General features: G+C 63.4%; 17 protein-coding genes. 6 read left to right on the forward strand and 11 right to left on the reverse strand.

Annotation, left to right across the window (positions count from 1 at the left end):
* Positions 1-29: 29 nt before the first annotated feature.
* Positions 30-782: a c-type cytochrome gene (locus AC54AF_RS10855; RefSeq protein WP_496636557.1), complete on the forward strand. Its 753-nt coding sequence runs from the start codon at positions 30-32 to the stop codon at positions 780-782.
* Positions 779-2,053: a c-type cytochrome gene (locus tag AC54AF_RS10860; RefSeq protein WP_496636558.1), complete on the forward strand. Its 1,275-nt coding sequence runs from the start codon at positions 779-781 to the stop codon at positions 2,051-2,053. Before AC54AF_RS10855 ends, AC54AF_RS10860 begins: the two co-directional genes overlap by 4 nt.
* Positions 2,054-2,104: 51 nt before the next feature.
* Here AC54AF_RS10860 and AC54AF_RS10865 read toward each other — a convergent pair whose 3' ends face one another.
* A complete protein-coding gene (locus tag AC54AF_RS10865) occupies positions 2,105-2,740 on the reverse strand; it encodes an SAM-dependent methyltransferase (protein ID WP_131689157.1) in 636 nt (211 codons plus the stop codon).
* A gap of 186 nt (positions 2,741-2,926) precedes the next feature.
* Here AC54AF_RS10865 and AC54AF_RS10870 point away from each other — a divergent pair, with 186 nt between their 5' ends.
* Complete coding sequence (locus tag AC54AF_RS10870) at positions 2,927-3,703, forward strand: head GIN domain-containing protein (RefSeq protein ID WP_496636559.1); 777 nt, start codon at positions 2,927-2,929, stop codon at positions 3,701-3,703.
* 61 nt (positions 3,704-3,764) lie between these two features.
* Here AC54AF_RS10870 and AC54AF_RS10875 read toward each other — a convergent pair whose 3' ends face one another.
* Both AC54AF_RS10875 and purU read right to left on the reverse strand, forming a co-directional pair.
* A complete protein-coding gene (locus AC54AF_RS10875) occupies positions 3,765-4,307 on the reverse strand; it encodes a YaeQ family protein (RefSeq protein ID WP_071078577.1) in 543 nt (180 codons plus the stop codon).
* A 39-nt stretch (positions 4,308-4,346) separates the two neighbouring features.
* The gene (gene purU, locus AC54AF_RS10880; RefSeq protein ID WP_496636560.1) at positions 4,347-5,228 is read right to left on the reverse strand and encodes a formyltetrahydrofolate deformylase; all 882 of its coding nucleotides are present in this window, start codon (positions 5,226-5,228) and stop codon (positions 4,347-4,349) included.
* A gap of 345 nt (positions 5,229-5,573) precedes the next feature.
* Between purU and AC54AF_RS10885 the strand changes: the two genes are divergently transcribed.
* The 3 genes from AC54AF_RS10885 (at position 5,574) to AC54AF_RS10895 (ending at position 7,199) form a co-directional block, all read left to right on the forward strand.
* Positions 5,574-6,086 carry a phasin family protein gene (locus tag AC54AF_RS10885; RefSeq protein ID WP_496636561.1) on the forward strand — a complete coding sequence of 171 codons (513 nt, stop codon included), beginning with the start codon at positions 5,574-5,576 and terminating at the stop codon, positions 6,084-6,086.
* A 47-nt stretch (positions 6,087-6,133) separates the two neighbouring features.
* Entirely contained in the window at positions 6,134-6,529 is a 396-nt protein-coding gene (locus AC54AF_RS10890; protein WP_496636562.1) for a KGG domain-containing protein, read from the forward strand.
* Between the two features lie 157 nt (positions 6,530-6,686).
* Positions 6,687-7,199: a YgjP-like metallopeptidase domain-containing protein gene (locus AC54AF_RS10895; RefSeq protein ID WP_496636563.1), complete on the forward strand. Its 513-nt coding sequence runs from the start codon at positions 6,687-6,689 to the stop codon at positions 7,197-7,199.
* A gap of 96 nt (positions 7,200-7,295) precedes the next feature.
* Here AC54AF_RS10895 and AC54AF_RS10900 read toward each other — a convergent pair whose 3' ends face one another.
* The 8 genes from AC54AF_RS10900 to AC54AF_RS10935 all read right to left on the reverse strand — a co-directional run bounded on the left by AC54AF_RS10900 (position 7,296) and on the right by AC54AF_RS10935 (position 17,697).
* The gene (locus tag AC54AF_RS10900) at positions 7,296-7,898 is read right to left on the reverse strand and encodes a PEP-CTERM sorting domain-containing protein (RefSeq protein WP_496636564.1); all 603 of its coding nucleotides are present in this window, start codon (positions 7,896-7,898) and stop codon (positions 7,296-7,298) included.
* Between the two features lie 303 nt (positions 7,899-8,201).
* On the reverse strand, positions 8,202-8,747 hold the full coding sequence (locus AC54AF_RS10905) for an LOG family protein (RefSeq protein ID WP_034759494.1): 546 nt from the start codon (positions 8,745-8,747) through the stop codon (positions 8,202-8,204).
* 11 nt (positions 8,748-8,758) lie between these two features.
* On the reverse strand, positions 8,759-9,532 hold the full coding sequence (locus AC54AF_RS10910) for a hypothetical protein (protein WP_496636565.1): 774 nt from the start codon (positions 9,530-9,532) through the stop codon (positions 8,759-8,761).
* Between the two features lie 41 nt (positions 9,533-9,573).
* A complete protein-coding gene (locus AC54AF_RS10915; protein ID WP_034758777.1) occupies positions 9,574-10,245 on the reverse strand; it encodes a TetR/AcrR family transcriptional regulator in 672 nt (223 codons plus the stop codon).
* A 138-nt stretch (positions 10,246-10,383) separates the two neighbouring features.
* Entirely contained in the window at positions 10,384-11,013 is a 630-nt protein-coding gene (locus tag AC54AF_RS10920; protein WP_496636566.1) for a phasin family protein, read from the reverse strand.
* A 152-nt stretch (positions 11,014-11,165) separates the two neighbouring features.
* Entirely contained in the window at positions 11,166-14,804 is a 3,639-nt protein-coding gene (locus AC54AF_RS10925) for an EAL domain-containing protein (protein WP_496636567.1), read from the reverse strand.
* Positions 14,805-15,106: 302 nt separating this feature from the next.
* Complete coding sequence (locus tag AC54AF_RS10930) at positions 15,107-16,066, reverse strand: alpha/beta hydrolase (protein ID WP_496636568.1); 960 nt, start codon at positions 16,064-16,066, stop codon at positions 15,107-15,109.
* On the reverse strand, positions 16,063-17,697 hold the full coding sequence (locus AC54AF_RS10935; RefSeq protein ID WP_496636569.1) for a GMC family oxidoreductase: 1,635 nt from the start codon (positions 17,695-17,697) through the stop codon (positions 16,063-16,065). Before AC54AF_RS10935 ends, AC54AF_RS10930 begins: the two co-directional genes overlap by 4 nt.
* Between the last annotated feature and the right edge of the window lie 3 nt (positions 17,698-17,700).

Here is a 17,700-nt window from a genome sequence, read left to right on the forward strand (position 1 = left end):
CACCGACCGACGAGACAGGTTATTTTCTCATGCAACTCTCCATGCGACTTTCCGTGCAACTGCATTCCCCCCTCGTGCTGGTGCTGGCCCTGGCTTGCGCCTTGCCCGGCATGGCGCTGGCCGCACCGGCCAGCGCGCCAGCCGGCCACGACAGCCTGGAACAGCGCATCAAGGCGTGCACAGCCTGCCATGCACCCAAGGAACGCCACGACGCCTTCTTTCCCCGCATCGCCGGTAAACCTTCAGGCTACCTGTACCACCAGCTGCTCAATTTCCGCGAGGGAAGGCGCCAGTATCCGCTGATGAACTATATGGTCGAGCACTTGTCTGACGATTACCTGCGTGAAATCGCCGAGTATTTTGCGGCGCAGCATCCTGCCCCGCCGCCGGCCCAGCCCAGCAGCGCCGGTGCGACAGCCCTGGCGCGGGGCAAGCAGCTTGTGCTGCACGGCGACAGTGGGAAAAAGATTCCCGCCTGCATCTCCTGCCATGGCGAGAAACTGGCCGGCGTGGCGCCCGCCATCCCCGGCTTGCAGGGCTTGCCGCGCGACTATATCAACGCCCAGCTGGGCGCCTGGAAGAACGGCATCCGCCGCGCCCATGCGCCCGACTGCATGGCGCAAGTGGCGCAGCGCCTGTCGGACGCCGACGTGGGCGCCGTCTCGGCCTGGCTGGGCACGCAAGTGGCCAGCGCCGACGCGCGCCCCGCCAGCAGCATCGCCCTGCCCTTGCCGCTGCATTGCGGCGGCGTGCCGGGTTCCAGCGCGCAGGTGGCGCCATGAAGAAATGGCTGATCGTTATTGCCGGCGTGGCCGTCGTCGCCGCCGGCGCCAAGTTCGTGCTGTATCCGGGCGACGATCTGGGCCCGCCCGCCGCCGCCAGCACCCTGAGCCCGCAACAGCTGGTCGCGCGCGGCGCCTACCTGGCCAAGGCGGGCGACTGCATGGCTTGCCACACGACGCGCGGCGGCGTGCCGTATGCCGGTGGACGCGCCTTGCAAACGCCGTTCGGCAAGGTGCTCTCGCCCAACATCACGGCGGACAAGGAAACGGGTATTGGCAGCTGGACGGCCGACGATTTCTGGCGCGCCATCCACAACGGCAAGTCGAAGGATGGCCGGCTGCTGTATCCGGCCTTTCCGTACACCAATTACACGAAGGTGCAGCGCGAAGACAGCGACGCCCTGTACGCCTACTTCCAGAGCGTGCCGCCGCACAGGCAAAGCAACGCGCCGCACGCGCTGCGCTCCCCCTACAACCAGCAGATCGCGCTGGCAGCCTGGCGCGCCCTGTATTTCAAGCCGGGCGTATACCAGCCGCTCACCAGTAAAAGCATAGAGTGGAACCGCGGCGCCTACCTGGTGCAGGGACTGGGCCACTGCAGCGCCTGCCATAGCAGCCGCACCACCCTGGGCGGCAGCGACGACGGACTGTCCGGCGGGCTGATCCCCATGCTGGGCTGGTACGCGCCGTCGCTGACATCGGACGCGGAAGCGGGCCTGGGCGACTGGGACACGGCGCATATCGTGGCATTGCTGCAAACGGGCGTGTCGCCGCGCGCCACCGTCTTCGGCCCCATGGCGGAAGTGGTGCGGCAAAGCTTGCAGCACATGAGCCACACCGACGTGCAGGCGATGGCCGTGTACCTGAAAAGCCTGCCCGGCCAGGCGCAAGCGTCGAAAAAGGCGCCACGCGACACGTCGGAGCAAGCCAGGCAGCAGCTGGCGCTGGGTGCGAAACTGTATGAGGCGCAATGCGCCAGCTGCCACCAGGCCGACGGCAAGGGCGTGCCGCCCGGCTACCCGCCGCTGGCCGGCAACCGCGCGCTGACGACGGAGTCGGCGGTGAACGCCATCCGCCTCGTGCTCAACGGCGGCTTCGCGCCCGGAACCCGCGGCAACCCGCGCCCGTACGGCATGCCGCCGTTCGGCCCCGTCATGGATGACGCCGAGGTGGCGGCCGTGGTGACGTATCTGCGCGCCTCGTGGGGCAATGATGCGCCGGCGGTGTCTGCATTAGAAGTGAACAAGTACCGCAGCGTTCCCCTGGAGTAGCGGGCATAAAAAAACCGGCAGCGCCGGTTTTTTCATCTTGAACAACAGTCCTCAACGGAACTTGCTCTTGTGCCCCGTTTTCAGGTCCAGCGCATAGCGCACGCCGTTGTCCGTCAGCATGACTTCATCGGGTGGTTCCTCGCCCGCCAGGGCGCCGTCGATCAGGGGCAAGCCTTCGCCCTTGCGCATCAGGTCGTCGCAGCGCTCATACACGTTGGCGCAACCGGTGGACGCCATCAGCGATTGCACGATGGCCACTTTCCATGCGTCGACGCCGCCGGCGTTGAATTCGCAGATCAGATAGCCGTGCACGCCGCCAAACAGCTGCACCACCAGACCGGGCAAACCCTCGTCCTCGCCCTTGATCAGGGTCAACAGCTGGTTTTCGCCCGCCTTCCTGATGGCCGGCAGTTTTTTCTCGATGGCGGCCTTGACGCGGCGCTTGATCAGCGCGTGGTCGACCGGTTCGTCTTCCTTGAAGCTCCAGATGCGCGCACGGATCTGCGACTTCGAATTGTAGGCGGCGCGGGCGATGAACTGCTTGGCCGAGCTTTGCACGATGGCCGTCGAGCCAGGCTTCATTTTTTCCTGCGGCTTGCCTTCGACTTTTTCAATCGCGGACGCGTAAATCCACGATTGGCCCAGCAAGCTCTTTTCCTTGCCCTGTTTGATGGTGATGATCAGCATGTAATTCCAGTAGTGTGACCGGCGCGTGCCGGTCGTCGTATGTCCCACCGACATGATACCTCATGCCATCCTGTCGCATCTTCCCGCATTCTGTCCCGCCGGCAATGCAATCTGTCGCAGCGCGGTTCGCGGGCGCGGCCGGCTGGCATACCATGCCTGCAGTTCAATTCAACACAGGGAGCAAGCATGACACCGACACTTTTCCACCCTCGCGCCGCCACCGCCCTGCTGCTGGCCGCCTGCGCCCTGGCCATCCCGGCCGCGCCCGCGCTGGCCTCGCCGCTTGACTGGATTTCCGGCAACAGCATCCAGGGCAGCGGCAAGCTGCACAAGCAGGCGCGCGAAGTGGGCAGTTTCCATGCCGTGGCGCTGAACGTGCCGGGCACGGTCGAACTGCGCATCGGCAACACGGACAGCGTCACCATCGAGGCCGACGACAATATCCTGCCGCTGATCGAGACGGCCGTGGAAAACGGCACCTTGCGCATCCGCCCCGCCAAGCGCAACGCCAACTTCCGCCAGAGCAGTCTGAGCATCGTCATCCAGGCGCGCCAGGTGGACCGCATCAGCGTGGGTGGCTCGGGCAACATCACGGCAACGGGCTTGCGCGCCGAGAATCTGCGCTTCGACGTGGGCGGCTCCGGCTCCATCAACGCACGCGACCTCGACAGCCGCCAGGTGGCCGTGGCCATCGGCGGCAGCGGCAACTTCAAAGCCAGCGGCAAGACGGCGCAGCTGACGGCATCGATCGGCGGCTCGGGCAATATCCAGGCGGGCCGCCTGGCCGCGCGCGCGGTGCAGGTGAGCATCGGCGGCTCCGGCGAGGCGGAAGTGTGGGCCAAGGAAGACTTGACCATCAGCATCGGCGGCTCGGGCGAAGTCAGCTATTACGGCGACCCGCGCATCAGCCGCAGCATGCAGCGTTCGAGCAGCATCAAGCGACTCGGTAGCGCGCCGAATTAAATGCCCGCAATGACAAAAGCCCGGATCGCTCCGGGCTTTGTTACGTTGCGGCGCTAAAGAATCAGCGCGCCGGCTTCACCGGTTCGCGCTCGATCAGGACCGTGTTGACGCTGTCCGTCAGCCAGATCTGGCCATCCTGGATCGTGCACTGCAGCTGCATGTTGCGCTGCGCCAGCTTGCTCATGTCTTGCGCCGCCTCGGATGGCAAATTGATCACGGTCAGGTTCTTCGCCCGCTCCAGTTTGTTGGCGATCTGCTTCCACCAGATGTGGCTGGTTGCGCCATAGCTGTAGACGATGACCTGTTCCGAACGGCCGCACGCCTTGAGGATGCGCTTTTCGTCCGGCTGGCCCACTTCGATCCACAGCTGGATGGCGCCCGTCAAGTCTTTCTGCCACAAGTCGGGCTCTTCCGTGTCGAACAGGCCCTTGGTGAAGGTCAGCGCCTCGTCGGCGTGGATGGCGAACGCCAGCAGGCGCACCATCATGCGCTCGTCCGTTTCGGACGGGTGGCGCGCCAGGGTCAGCGCATGATCCTGGTAGTAATTGCGGTCCATGTCGGCGATCTGCAGATCGGCTTTGAAAATTGTTGCTTTGAGGGCCATCGTGTTTCTGTCTCGGTAAAGTGAATAGTGAAGTCGGTATCAGCGGAAAACCACGGTCTTGTCGCCATTTTTCAGGATGCGGCGCTCGACGAACCATTTCACGGCACGCGCCAGCACCACGCACTCGACATCGCGGCCGATGGCCGTCAGGGTTTCGGCATCCATCGCATGGTCGACGCGTTCGACATCCTGCTCGATGATCGGGCCTTCATCCAGGTCGCCCGTGACGAAATGGGCCGTCGCGCCGATCAGCTTGACGCCGCGGTGATGCGCCTGCGCATACGGTTTGGCGCCCTTGAAGCTGGGCAAGAAGGAATGGTGGATATTGATAGCGCGGCCATCGAGCGCCTGGCACAGGCCGGGCGACAGGATTTGCATGTAGCGCGCCAGCACCACCAGATCGATCTTGTGCGTGTCCATCAAGTCGATGATCTTCGCTTCCTGCGCCAGCTTGGCCGCTTCCGGCGCGCCGGCGGCCAGCGGCAGGTGGTGGAAGGGAATATTGTAGCTGGCCGCCAGTTGGTAGAACTCCATGTGGTTCGACACGATGGCGGGAATTTCCACATTCAGCAAGCCGCTCTTGTAGCGGAACAGCAAATCGTTCAGGCAATGGCCGATCTTCGACACCATCAGCATCACGCGCGGCTTGACGCCCGCATCGTGCAACTGGCCGTGGAAGGGGCCATTCAACTGCATGGCTTGCGACAGGTCGGCGAAGTCGCTGCGCAACTGGGCGTCGCTGACGGCGCCGTCTTCCAGCGCGAAATGCACGCGCATGAAGAACAGCTGCGATTCCTGGTCGCCGAACTGGGCGGAATCGAGGATGTTGCAGCCGCGTTCGGCCAGGAAACCGGACACGCGGTGCACGATGCCGCGCTGGTCCAGGCAGGACAGGGTCAGGATGTATTCGGGATGCGTCATGGTCGCGGAATAAGGCAAAAAAGGTGGGCTATGCTCGGCTCAGCCACGCGCGCCGGCCATCGGCTGCGCTGCCGCGAGCCAGCTATTGTCGCACGGCCGGGCCCGTAAACATGCATTTTCCACACAAGCAGCATGGCTGCCAGCGGCGGCAAGCCGATTCACGTTCGTTTGATCTGGCACAAAGTCATCGCTTTTTTCCGCCTGCCAGGCCCCAATCTCGCGCCAAACCGGCACCTGGCGTGGAACCTGGCACGCTATCCGGCGTCTATCCCTTTGCTTGCTTCACCATACGTCGCATCCGGTACACCGGGTGTTTCCTGGATCCGCTTTTCATTGAGGTAGAACATGTTCACAAACAGTATGCCCCCCAGTCTCAGCCCCGCCCTGAAGTCCCATCTGGAGGCTCAGTGCAATTTCGCCACGGAACTATCGCGCAAGATGTTCGATACGGCGCAGCAACTGAGCGAGCTGCATCTGCGGCTGGCGCAAGACTTGCTGCAGGAATGGAGCAGCGCCAGCCAGCAACTGCTGTGCGCGCGCGACACGGGCGAGTTCATGTCGCTGGCTGCGGCCCAGTTGCAGCCGGGCAGCAGCAAGCTGCGCCAGTACCAGCAGCAACTCGGCAACCTCGTCGCCAACGCCAATGTCGAAATGAACCGCACGGCAGAGAACCATCTGCCCGAAGCAAGCCGCACGGCCGTGGCCTTCGCTGACGAAGTGGTGCGCAAGACGGCCGAAGAAACAGAAAAAGCCACGCAGCGCCAGCGTGAAATGATCGAAAAAATGCACGCCACGGGCCACCGCGATGGCGCGGGCCGCAGCCGCGATATCAGCAGGCAATCCGATCCGGCGCATTGAACACTTGAGTTGAACACTTGACCCCACTCGACAGCAAGGAGAGCGACATGGCTAACAGTAATGAGCAGGGCAAAGGCACTGGCAGCAGCCAGAAAGCCGGCGAATCGGGCAGCGCCAAAGGCACGAGCAAGCGTGGCTTTGCCGCCATGAACGAGGAGCAGCAACGCGAAATCGCCAGCAAGGGCGGCCAGGCGGCCCACCAAAAGGGCACGGCGCATGAATTCGACTCGGAAGAAGCACGCCGTGCCGGGCAGAAAGGCGGCGAAGCCGTCAGCCGCAACCGCGAACACATGGCGGAAATCGGCCGCAAGGGCGGTGAAAGCCGGCAATCGGCCCAGCGCGCCAATGAAAACCGCGGCAGCACGGCGGCGCGCAGTGGCAGCGACGAACAACAGGCGAAGGACAGCCGGCAGGGCAGCAAGGACGAGAACGACAAGAGCTGAGTCCGCGGGCCAAGCTGGCCTGCGGCGCGCGGCTTGACGCAGGAAGGCACGGGGCGGCTCTGGCGGCCCCGTGCAAGGGCAGGCGCAGCGCCGGGCGCGGCGGTATGGTACATTCTCCCCTTCCGACACCTCCGCGCCACGCCCCGCCCTTCCCCGCATGCAGCCATCCCTGAAATACCTGAGCGCCTACTCCGAACAAACGCAAGCGCAAGTGCAGCAACTGATCGCGCAAGACAAGCTGGGCGAAGTCCTGTTGAAACGCTACCCGAACGCGCACGATGTGCGCAACGACAAGGCTTTATACCAGTATGTGCAGGACTTGAAGAATACATTTCTGCGCAATGCCGAACCCATCAACAAGGTGGCGTTCGACAGCAAGATCCATGTGATCCAGCACGCGCTGGGCTTGCATACCTCGATCTCGCGCGTGCAGGGTGGCAAGCTCAAGGCCAAGCATGAAATCCGCGTGGCCACCATGTTCAAGGAAGTGCCGCTGGAATTCCTGCGCATGATCGCCGTGCACGAACTGGCGCATGTGAAAGAAAAGCAGCATGACAAGGCGTTCTACAAGCTGTGCACGTATATGGAACCGCAATACCACCAGTACGAATTCGACGTGCGCCTGTACCTGACCCAGCTTGACATGTCAGGGCAGCGCCTGTGGTCATGAAATCCTGCTCATGACCTCCACGTAACAATGCCGCCCGGCATCCACTGGGCGGCATTGTTTACGTATGCGCCGGCATGGCCGGCACCCTATTCAGGCTCAGGCAGCATTCTTGCGGCGAAGCATGAAGCCCAGCAAGCCCAGTCCGCCCAGCAGCATGCCGTAGGTGGCCGGTTCCGGCACGGCGCTCACGCTGGCGGCGATATTGTCGACCTGGAAGGTATGCAGGGCGCCCTCTCTCCACGATGCCGACAGCAGGTTGTCGAAGCCCGTGAAGCTGTAATTGCTGAAGGTATGGCTGCCATCGAGGCTGAACGTCTGGGTTACCGTGCCGCCGCCCACCTGGTGGCCAACGAACGTCACATCATAGGAGCCAGGCAAGCTTACGAAGTCAGCCAGGCTGATCGAGCTCAGCGAGAAGGCGGCGCCGTCGGCGCGCGACAAGGTCGTTGTCGACAGCGCTGTCGCACCAAGGCCGGCCGAGCCGGCGTAGGCGAAGCTGCTTTGATGTGCCGAGCTCAACAGGCCGAGGAAGCTGCTGTCGAAATCGTAGCCGCCTTCCGAGTAAGAGTTGAAGACGGAACCGAAGTAGCCCGGCTGTTCCAGCGTATCGAAGCCGATCGTGGTGGTTTGTGCGTGGGCGCCGCCAGCGGCGAGGATGGCGGCGACAGCAGTCGCGCGCAAGAGGGTCATAGGTTTCAAAATAGCATCCTTTCGAGATGATGAAGTAGCGTGGCTGTGGCAACTTGAAATGGCTCGGCACCGTTTTTTAGGAGTCTTGTCGCGCTCACGGGTGTCCGATAGTCCTAACTTTTGAACAAGAACAGTAGACCACACTCATAACTAAAAAGCATCTTCATTTTCAAAATAACATGCATCAAGAGAAATATTATGGCTATATATTTATCAATTGAATCATTGAGCACGATCAATTTTCCCGTGCGGAAATAAAAAAGCCATGCACGACGCAGTGCATGGCTCCCTGTTAATTCCCGTGAGGAAAAATTACGGCACACACTCCTTCAGGCGCTGCACCAGCGCAGCCGGATCGGCATCGGCGTTCAGGAACGCCGCGTGCTGCGGGCGGATGAAACCCTGCTCCTTGCCGTTTTGCACAAAAGCGATCAAGCCGTCATAGAAACGGTCGACATTGAGCAAGCCGATGGGCTTGGCGTGCAAGCCCAACTGGGCCCACGTGAGCATCTCGAACAGTTCTTCCAGGGTGCCATAGCCGCCCGGCATGGCGATAAAGGCGTCGGACAGGCTGGCCATCATCGCCTTGCGCTCATGCATGTCCTTCACGATGAACTGGCGCGTCAAGCCCATGTGGCCCACTTCGCGCTCGACCAGCTGGGTCGGAATCACGCCCGTCACCTCGCCGCCCAGACGCAGCACTTCGTCGGCGATCACGCCCATCAGGCCCACCTTGCCGCCGCCATACACGAGCGAAATATTTTCCGCCACCAGCACGCGCGCCAGTTCGCGCGCCGCCACGGCATAGTCCGGCGAGACGCCAGCGTTGGCGCCACAATACACACATAAAGCCTTGATCACAGTATTCCCTAGCCTTTCAATTCATCGATCGCCGCCTCGACTTCAAGGCGTTCCTTGGCGTCCAGTGCCACGCACTCGGCCGCCTTTTCATACAGGGCCAGCGCTTCCGCCAGCTTTTTCTTTCCATCGAGCATGTTCAAGGCGCGCGCATATTCGCTGTGCGCCAGCGCCGAATACGGCGTCAGGGCCAGCGCCGTCTTGAAGTGCTGATAGCCATCTTCCTTGTTGGCGCCGTAGGTCAGGCCACCGATCATGGCGCCGACCTTGTCGATAATTTCCGTATGATAAATCCCAAACGCGATATGCGCTTCCGCATGCATGGGCGCCACCGTCATCGTGCGGTCCAGGCTATTGCGCACGCGCGCGCCCATGCCCTGCGCCAGGGCCTTGACGACGGATGTGCCCAGCGCGTAGCGGCCCAGACTGTAGGCATGCCAGTAATAGCCGGCCGGATTGTCCGGCTGCTCGCTCTGCTGGCGCTCGCAGCGCTCGGCCACTTCTTCGTACATGTCGAGTTTCCGGCTGTCGTCCACTTCCAGGTGCGTGGCGTAGATGCAGGTTGCCTTGTGCGCCACCGCATAGCCGGGCACGCCAACGGCCAGGCCCAGCTTCACGGCGCGCTCGAAGTCGCCCGCATGAAAAGCCAGCCAGGCCTGTACCAGCGCAGGGTGCGTGGGAAAGGGTTCCACGTCGCCCGCATGCAGGCGCGCCCAGGCCGCTTCCATGGTTTGCGGCGTGTAGACATATGCTTCGTCCGCATAGGGGAATTGTTTCCAAGCCATATATCTCTCCTGTAATGGACGACGTGGCGCCAGCAGCCGCGTCAGTCGTTCTTGAGTTTGGTCACATACTCTTCCGACAGTTTGCGAAACAGCAAATGCGTTTCATTGCGCAAATACGGGCCGATCAGGGACAGCACCTGGTAGCAGCCGCGCGCCAGCGCATCGGACATCGATTGCTGCTCGCTGTACTTGCGCGGGTTGCGCACATACTCGTACGACAGCCAGTAGGTGGCGACGACCACCATATTCGTCGCCATCGCAGCCACTTCCATGTCCGACGCTTCGAGCGACTGTTCGCTGCGCAAGTCTTCGCACAGCTGCGTCGCCACCTTGATCTTGTGCGCCAGGATCAGCTTGAAGTGCAGTTCCAGCTTGCGGTTGCGCGACAACAAATCGTTGAGGTCGCGATAGAAAAAGCGGTAGCGCCAGATCAGTTCGAACATCAGGTGCAAGTACAGCCAGACATCCTCGATATTCGAGCGGCGACCGTCGGGCACGGTCAGGATGCGTTCGATTTCCGCCTCGAACTGGACGAAGATCGAATTGACGATGTCGTCCTTGTTGCGGAAGTGGTAATACAGGTTGCCGGGAGAAATATTCATCTCTTCCGCAATCACGGTCGTCGTGATATTCGGCTCACCAAACTCATTGAACAGGCGCAGCGACAACTCCAGGATGCGTTCGCGGGTACGGCGTGGTGCTTTTTGTAGCATGGCGGGCAATCTCTCTGTGTTCTGCCGCAAGCATACCACCTAAGATAGCCATAATGAAACACTCCGCCCCTGGCCGCCGGCGAAAAGCCCGGGCAATAAAAAGCCTGCGCGAGCAGGCTGGGGAAGGTCGGCGCCAGCTCAGGCGGCTGGCGCTTTTTTCTTCGCCGCCGGTCTCGCGGCGGGTTTGCTCACCGCTTTGCTCACTGGCTTGCTCACCGGCTTGGCTGCGGCGCGCGGTGCGACCCTGGCCGCCGGCTTGGCCAGGGCCTTGTCGACGGCCGCCTTCGGTGCTGCCTTCGGCGCGGCTTTCGCTACGCTTTTCGGCGCCGCCTTCACGCCAGGCTGGTCCGCAGCCTTCGGCCTGGGCGCCGGCGCGGCCTTGGCCGACAGTGCTGCCACTTGCCGGCTCAAGGCATCGATCTGCGCGTGCAGCGCGGCGATGTCCTGTTGCGTAGGCACGCCGATGGTGGCCAGGGCGCGCGCGACGCGCTCTTCGAACACCTGTTCCAGCTTGTCCCAGGAGCCGCTGGCCTGCTTGCCCACGCCATCGGCCAGCTTGCTGACGCTATCGCTGACATCGGCCACCTTGTCTTCGGCGCGCTTCTGGAATTCCGTGCCTTCCTTCACCAGCTTGGAAAACACGCGTCCCCCTTCTTCCTGCGCCTTGGCAAAAGCACCGAGGCCCGCTTGCCATATCTGCTGCGCAGACGAGCGCACGGCGTTCGCCAATTCCTTGTCTTCCGTCAGCTCCTTCAGTTTCTTCACCATCGCCAGCTCCCGTCATGTGAAAGGCCATGCCACTTCATGGATGCGTTTTATTCTAGAGAGCAAAACTAGAGACGGGGGTCTAATTCGATACAAGGCGGCTTCTCAAGGTGCGCCAGCGCACGTAGCGGCCAGTTGCGCGGCGCGGCTAGCGCCTAGGCCGCCGCCTTCACCTGGCCATGCAGCAGCTTGTGCAGGCGGAAGCCTTCGCGGATATTTTCGCGCAGCACGGCGCCTTTCCACGGCTTGGTGTAGAAGCGGTCGACAGCGCCACGGTTGATGGCCGCCATGATGGGCGTCAGGTCGGCAAAGGCCGACAGCATGATGCGGAAGGTGTCGGGACACAGGTGCTTGACCCGTTCCATGAATTCGGTGCCGCTCATGAGCGGCATGCATTGGTCGCACAGGATCACCTGCACCTTGTGGCGCGCCAGGATGTCAAAGCCTTCGGCGGCCGTCTGCGCCGTGAGGATGCGGTAACCGTCCTGCGCCAGGAAGTCGCTGAGCACATCGAGCATGAAGACATCGTCGTCGACGATCAGCAAGGTTTGCTGCTCGTCGCCACCGGCATCCTGCGGCGCCTGCAGCAGCTTGCCACCCATCAGCATCTGCTCGAATTCCTCGTGCGGCACGGGACGGCTGAAGTAATAACCCTGCATCTCGTCGCAGCCGTGGCGGCGCAGATAGGCCAGCTGCGCATCGTTTTCCACGCCCTCGGCGATCACGTCCAGCTTCATGCTGTGCGCCATGCTGATGATGGCCAGCACGATGGCCGCGTCATCCGGATTGCTGGTCACTTCGCGCACGAAGGCGATGTCGATCTTCAGCTTGTCGATGGGGAAGCGCTTCAGGTAGGCCAGGCTGGAATAGCCGGTGCCGAAATCGTCGATGGAAATCTGGATGCCCAGCGCCTTCAGGTTGCGCAGCACGGCGATGGTTTCCTCGGCGTTCGACATGAGCGAGCTTTCCGTCAGCTCCAGCTCCAGCAGCTCGGGCGCGATATCGTATTTGCGGATCGCCTTGAGCACTTCTTCCTCCAGGCCGCCGACGAAAAACTGGATGCCCGAGACGTTGACCGACAGGTGCACGGGCCCGATACTGCTGGCGCCCCACTCGCTGATCTTCTTGCACGCTTCGTCGAGCACCCAGTTACCGACGCGCACGATCAGGCCCGTCTCTTCCAGCAGGGGGATGAACAGGGCCGGCGACACCATGCCGTGGCCGGGACGGCGCCAGCGTATCAGCGCCTCGGCGCCGCTGATGCGCCCCGAGATGATATTCACCTTGGGCTGGAAGAACAGCACGAATTCCTCGTTGTCGATGGCGCGCCGCAGGGCGTTTTCCATGTCCAGCCGCGCCATCGACTGCGCATTCATTTCCGCCGTGAAGAAGCGGAAGGCGTCACGGCCCGCTTCCTTGGCGCGGTACATGGCCGTGTCGGCATATTGAATCAGGGTGTCCGCATCGACGCCATCGTCGGGATACACGGAGATGCCGATGCTGACCGTCACCGTCACCTCGTGGCCCTGCAAGTCGAAGGGCTTGCGCATCGCCTCGCGGATCTTGTCGACCACGCCCACGGCATGCTGGACGCCATCGGGCAGCACCAGGATGGTGGCAAATTCATCGCCGCCAAAGCGGCCGATGGTATCGCGCACGCGCAGGCAATCGACCAGGCGGCTGGAAAACTGGCGCAACAGGTCGTCGCCGATGGTGTGGCCCAGGGTGTCGTTGATATTCTTGAAGCGGTCGATATCCATGAACAGCACGGCCACGGCCCACTGGTGCTCGGCCGCCTGGGCCAGCGAATGGGTCAGCGAGGCATAGAACTGGCTGCGGTTCGGCAAGCCCGTCAAAGTATCGAAATGGGCCAGCTTCATCAGGCGCTGCTCGGCATCCTTGCGTTCGGTGATGTCGCGCGCCACGGCCACCAGGATCCAGCTCTGCCCCGAGCGCAGGGTGCGCCGCTGCACTTCCACCGACAGCGGCGAACCGTCCTTGCGCTGCAGCTGCAATTCCGTCATCGGGCCTCCCTGGTCGCCCGCCAGCAGCTTGTTGTACAGCTCTTCCAGCTGGGATTCGCCCTCGTGCGCGCGGCCCGGCCCCACGCGCAGGAAATCCTCGCGCTCGAAACCGAGCATGCGGCAAGCCGTCTGGTTGACGTCGACGAAGCACATGCCGGCGCGGTCGACGAGGAAAATCGCGTCGGCCGTGGCGTCCATGGCCAGGCGGAAGCGGCGCAAGTCTTCATCGAGGCGGATGCGCGCCGCCATGTCCAGGGTCAGCTGCTCGTGGTGGCGCTTGATCTCGTCGTACAGCAGCAGGTTGTCGTAGGCGACGGCGATCTGCGCCGCCACCGTGGCGGCGACGCGCTCGTCGACTTCGGAAAATTCATTCGCCCCCAGTTTGTCCACCAGGTAGAGCCAGCCGTGGCTGCGTTCGCGCGACGCGATGGCCACGCCCAGGAAGGAATGCACGGGCGGGTGCGTATCCGGCAAGCCCAGCGCGCCGGGGTCGCCCTTCAAGCCATTGATACGGTAGGGCTGGCGCTGTTCCAGCAAGCGGTTCAGGATGCCCGTGCGCGGCGCGCTGGCGATGCGCTCGAGGTTTTTCTCGGCGCCGCACGAGGAAAAATAGCTGAGCTTTTCGGCGCCCTCTTCCAGCACGCCGATGCAGGCATACTTGGAGACGCAGATATTCTGCGCCACCTTGCAGCCAGCCTCGATCAGGGCGCGCGGATCGCGTTCGGCGCCCAGCTCGATGCCCAGTTCGATCAGGGCCGTCAGGCGCAGGCTCACCGCCTGCAGGCTCGACAGCGAGCGCGACAGTCGCTCCGTCATGATGCCCAGGTCTTCGGGCATGGCGGCATGGCCCTCGCGCTGGCTGGCCAGTTGCGAAATCTGCTGGCTGCTCGATTCGAGTTCATCGAGGTAGCCGCTGACCTGGTGCTCGATGCCGGCCAGCTTGCCTGCGGCGGGAGGCACCACATTGCCGCCCGCATCCGGCTGCGCCGGCACCTGGGCCGCCGCCGGCATCAGTCCCAGCGCCTCGTTGACGGTGCGCACGATGACCTCGGGGTCGGACGGTTTGGGCAGCACCCAGCGCACGCCGCACGCCTGCGCCAGCAAGATCGCTTCCTGCTCGCGGTAGGTGGCCGTGTAAAAGATGATGGGCACGTCGGTCAGCGCGGGATCGGCATGCACGCGCGTGACGAATTCGTAGCCATCCATGTTCGGCATGAGGATGTCGGAAATGATCAGGTCCGGCCGCTCAGTGCGCAGGATTTCCAGCGCGTCGGCGCCATTCGCCGCCTCCAGCAGGCGGTGGCCGCCGTAGCCCAGCAGCGCGGTCAGGAACTCGCGGTTCAGCACATGATCGTCAACGATCAATATCGTGGCTATGTCGTTTTTAACTGGCGTCGACGGCGCCCCGGGTAAAAAAGACTCCAGCTCCGCGACGAACAGGTCGGGCTCGATCGGCTTGCCGATGTAGCCATTGAAGCCCGCTTCGAGCAGGCGTTCGCGGTCGCCCACCATGGCCAGCGCCGTCACGGCCAGTGCCGGGATATTGCGCAGCTGCGGGTCTTTCTTCAGCTCCGCCACCACGCCATAGCCATCGAGCTTGGGCAAATGCACGTCGCAAATGATCAAGTCCGGCAATTCGCTGCGCGCCATGCGCACGCCCTCTTCGCCGTCATAGGCGGCCAGCGGCGTGTACCCGAAGGCGCGCAGCAAATACACCATCAATTCCATATTGGTGGCGTTATCTTCGATAATCAGGATACGTGCGGACAATTAGCGCCCCCAATAAAAACTGCATGGACTCATTTTCTGCCTGCGTTCGATTTTCCGTTTGTGCGGACCACATAACAATCCTACAACATCTTGCCACACTTCCTGAGAAATAGCTGCCCGCTCGATGCCTGCGGAACGGTGCAAGCGGCCTCAGGAACAAATTTCCGCCAACTGCCTTCTGACGTTAGCTTAATACAGTACGCCGGTGGAAAACAGCATTTTCTGCCCCTTGCGCTGTTAAACAGGGGCAACAGCAGAGTCAAAACAGACAGTCTTGCCATGCAGACAAAACACAACAGGGCTCAGGCGCAATGGACGGCGGAAGGGGGCTGGGCGACTTCGTTCTTGATAGTGATTTCTTCCAACAGCTGGCGCAGCACGCGCGCATCGCTGGCCAGCGCCACGTGGCCGATGCCGCCGAAGGCAAGATTGCGCGCGCCGGGCAGCTGGGCGGACGATTGCGGCGCGACGATATTGTCGTGATGCGAGTACATCGATGTGATCAGGGCGCGCGTTTCCGGCGTCTCGCTGGCGGCCAGCTGCGCCAGCCAGGCGCTTGGTGCGCCATCGATACGGCTCATCTGCCGGGCATTCGCGCCCGCCGCCAGATTGGCCAGCGCCGTGCCGTTGTGCGGCGTGCCGATGGTGATGATGCGGGCGACACGCTGCGCGCCATACCGGCGCAGCCAAGCGCGCGCCACCAGGCCGCCCATGCTGTGGGCGACGAGAATCACGCGCTCGCTGCCCGTGCGGGCGCACAGCGCCTCGATGGCCTGCTCGACCTGCGGCACGAACTCCTCGATATCGGCGACTATCGGTTCCAGGTCGACAGCGTCATGCGCGATGCCGGCCCGCGCCAGCTGCCGGCTCAGCTTTGTCCAGTAGCCGCGATTGCACACATAGCCGTGGATCAGCAGCACGGGGAGTGCCCGCCCCGGCGCGCTGGCGTCCAGCGCAGCCAGGCGCGGCCGCAGCATGCCCCACGACGACGTCCACAAGGTGGCGCGCAGTTCGCCGAAAAACAGGCGCGCGGCGCCCCTGGCACCCAATTGATATTCCTGTGGCACGGGGCTGCCCAGGCGCCGGCTCTGCCAGAAATTGCGCGCCACGATCAGCGCGCGCACGGCCAGCAGCATGGCGACCGCCAGCAGCAGGGCCAGCACCGGCGAGGCGACGCCCCACGCCTGCATCGCCAGGTACGCCACGCCCAGCACGGCCAGCACCTGCAGCAGCATCAGCCACTTGAGGATGCGCGCGATCATGCAGTGGCCGGGGCGGGCACGGGGGCCGGCTTGCCCGTCAACTGCTGCGCCAGGCTGCTGGCCAGGCGCGCGGCCAGCGCATACAGCGTCAGTTGCGGATTGGCGCCGATCGAGGTGGGCAACAGCGAGCCGTCGTGCACCGACAGGTTGCGCACGCCGTGGTAGCGGCCATCGGCCCCCGTCACGCCCAGGCGCGCATCGTCCGACATGGCGCAGCCGCCCATCACGTGCGCGGACACCACGCGCGCCAGCAGCGCCTTCATCGGCAAATCGCCGATGGCCTGCTTCGCCTGCGCCCAGCTCGCGTAGTGGCTGGCCATCTCGTGCACGGGATACACGCTTTTCGCGCCGGCCGCGAACTGGATTTCCGCCATCGACAGCAGCGCGCGCCGCACGCCATCCCAGATGAAAGGCGTGAGCGGATAGTCGAGCACGGGTGCGCCAAAGCTGTCGATGGATACGCTGCCGCCCGCCGCCTCATGGTGAAAGCCGTCGCGCAGCAACGCCAGCAAGCCATGCACATGGGGGAATTGGCGCATGGTGCGCGCATGCTCATCGCCGAAGCCGCCCATGGTGGTGGCCATCAGCAGCGGGTGCAAAGGCGGTGCTTCGAGCTTGTAGCCGATGGGGCCATCGATGGGCGCCGTGTGCAGGAAATGGTCGGAATAAATCGTCTGCGGCGCGCCCGCATAGGCGTCGACGCGCTGGGGGAACAGGCCGGCCGAAATCACCGTCGGATGCAGAAAGGTGCGCCGTCCCAGCAAGCCGTGCGGGTCGGGCGCCTGCGAGCGCAGCAGCAGCGCGGGCGAATTGATGGCGCCGCCGGCCAGCACAAAGTGTTTGGCGCGCAAGGTGAGGCGCACGCCCGTCGGTACTTGCCCGGCGGCGTCCAGCGCCGTCACCTGCAGGCTGTCGATGCGCTCGCCCTGGAAGATGAAACGCTGGGCGCGCGCATGCACGAGCAGGCCCGCGCCCAGCGCCAGCGCCGACGGGATCGTCGTCACCAGCATCGACTGCTTGGCGTTGGTCGGGCAGCCCATGCCGCAGTAGCCGAGGTTCCAGCAGCCGTTCACGTTGCGCCGGATGGCGGCCGTGGGGATGCCCAGCGCCGCAGCGCCGCGGCGCAACAAGTCGTTGTTTTCGTTGGGCGGCGCGGCCCAGTCGCTCACGTGCAGGCGCTTTTCCATCATGGCGAACCACGGCGCCATGGCATCGACGGCATAGCCGGACAAGCCAAAATGCTGGCGCCAGTATTCCAGGGTGCCGGGCGGCGTGCGAAAGCTCGAGGTCCAGTTGACGGTGGTCGAACCGCCCACCGTGCGCCCCTGCAGGATGTTGATGGCCTTGTCGCGCGTCTTGCGCGCGGCCGATTCCTGGTACAGCGCGGGATAAGCGTCCGCTTCGCGCATCTTGAAGTCTTTGGAGGACTTCAAGCCGCCCTCCTCGACGATCAGCACTTTCAGGCCGGCCAGCGCGAGGATTTCCGCCGTCACGCCGCCGCCGGCGCCGCTGCCGATGACGACGACATCGGCCTCGAAGCTGCGGTCGATGCTCAGGGTGCTGGCGTCGGTGACGTTCCAGCCGCTGGCCACGCCGGTGGCGATGGGGTCAAGAATGGAGGAGGTGCTCATGGT

Source organism: Janthinobacterium sp. JF4 (assembly GCF_059617925.1).

Excerpts from the sequence above, each read along its gene's own strand:
- AC54AF_RS10855 (WP_496636557.1), top strand. The coding sequence starts at position 30 with ATGCAACTCTCCATGCGACTTTCCGTGCAACTGCATTCCCCCCTCGTG.
- AC54AF_RS10860 (WP_496636558.1), top strand. The coding sequence starts at position 779 with ATGAAGAAATGGCTGATCGTTATTGCCGGCGTGGCCGTCGTCGCCGCC.
- AC54AF_RS10865 (WP_131689157.1), bottom strand. The coding sequence starts at position 2,740 with ATGCTGATCATCACCATCAAACAGGGCAAGGAAAAGAGCTTGCTGGGC.
- AC54AF_RS10870 (WP_496636559.1), top strand. The coding sequence starts at position 2,927 with ATGACACCGACACTTTTCCACCCTCGCGCCGCCACCGCCCTGCTGCTG.
- AC54AF_RS10875 (WP_071078577.1), bottom strand. The coding sequence starts at position 4,307 with ATGGCCCTCAAAGCAACAATTTTCAAAGCCGATCTGCAGATCGCCGAC.
- purU (WP_496636560.1), bottom strand. The coding sequence starts at position 5,228 with ATGACGCATCCCGAATACATCCTGACCCTGTCCTGCCTGGACCAGCGC.
- AC54AF_RS10885 (WP_496636561.1), top strand. The coding sequence starts at position 5,574 with ATGTTCACAAACAGTATGCCCCCCAGTCTCAGCCCCGCCCTGAAGTCC.
- AC54AF_RS10890 (WP_496636562.1), top strand. The coding sequence starts at position 6,134 with ATGGCTAACAGTAATGAGCAGGGCAAAGGCACTGGCAGCAGCCAGAAA.
- AC54AF_RS10895 (WP_496636563.1), top strand. The coding sequence starts at position 6,687 with ATGCAGCCATCCCTGAAATACCTGAGCGCCTACTCCGAACAAACGCAA.
- AC54AF_RS10910 (WP_496636565.1), bottom strand. The coding sequence starts at position 9,532 with ATGGCTTGGAAACAATTCCCCTATGCGGACGAAGCATATGTCTACACG.
- AC54AF_RS10915 (WP_034758777.1), bottom strand. The coding sequence starts at position 10,245 with ATGCTACAAAAAGCACCACGCCGTACCCGCGAACGCATCCTGGAGTTG.
- AC54AF_RS10920 (WP_496636566.1), bottom strand. The coding sequence starts at position 11,013 with ATGGTGAAGAAACTGAAGGAGCTGACGGAAGACAAGGAATTGGCGAAC.
- AC54AF_RS10930 (WP_496636568.1), bottom strand. The coding sequence starts at position 16,066 with ATGATCGCGCGCATCCTCAAGTGGCTGATGCTGCTGCAGGTGCTGGCC.
- AC54AF_RS10935 (WP_496636569.1), bottom strand. The coding sequence starts at position 17,697 with ATGAGCACCTCCTCCATTCTTGACCCCATCGCCACCGGCGTGGCCAGC.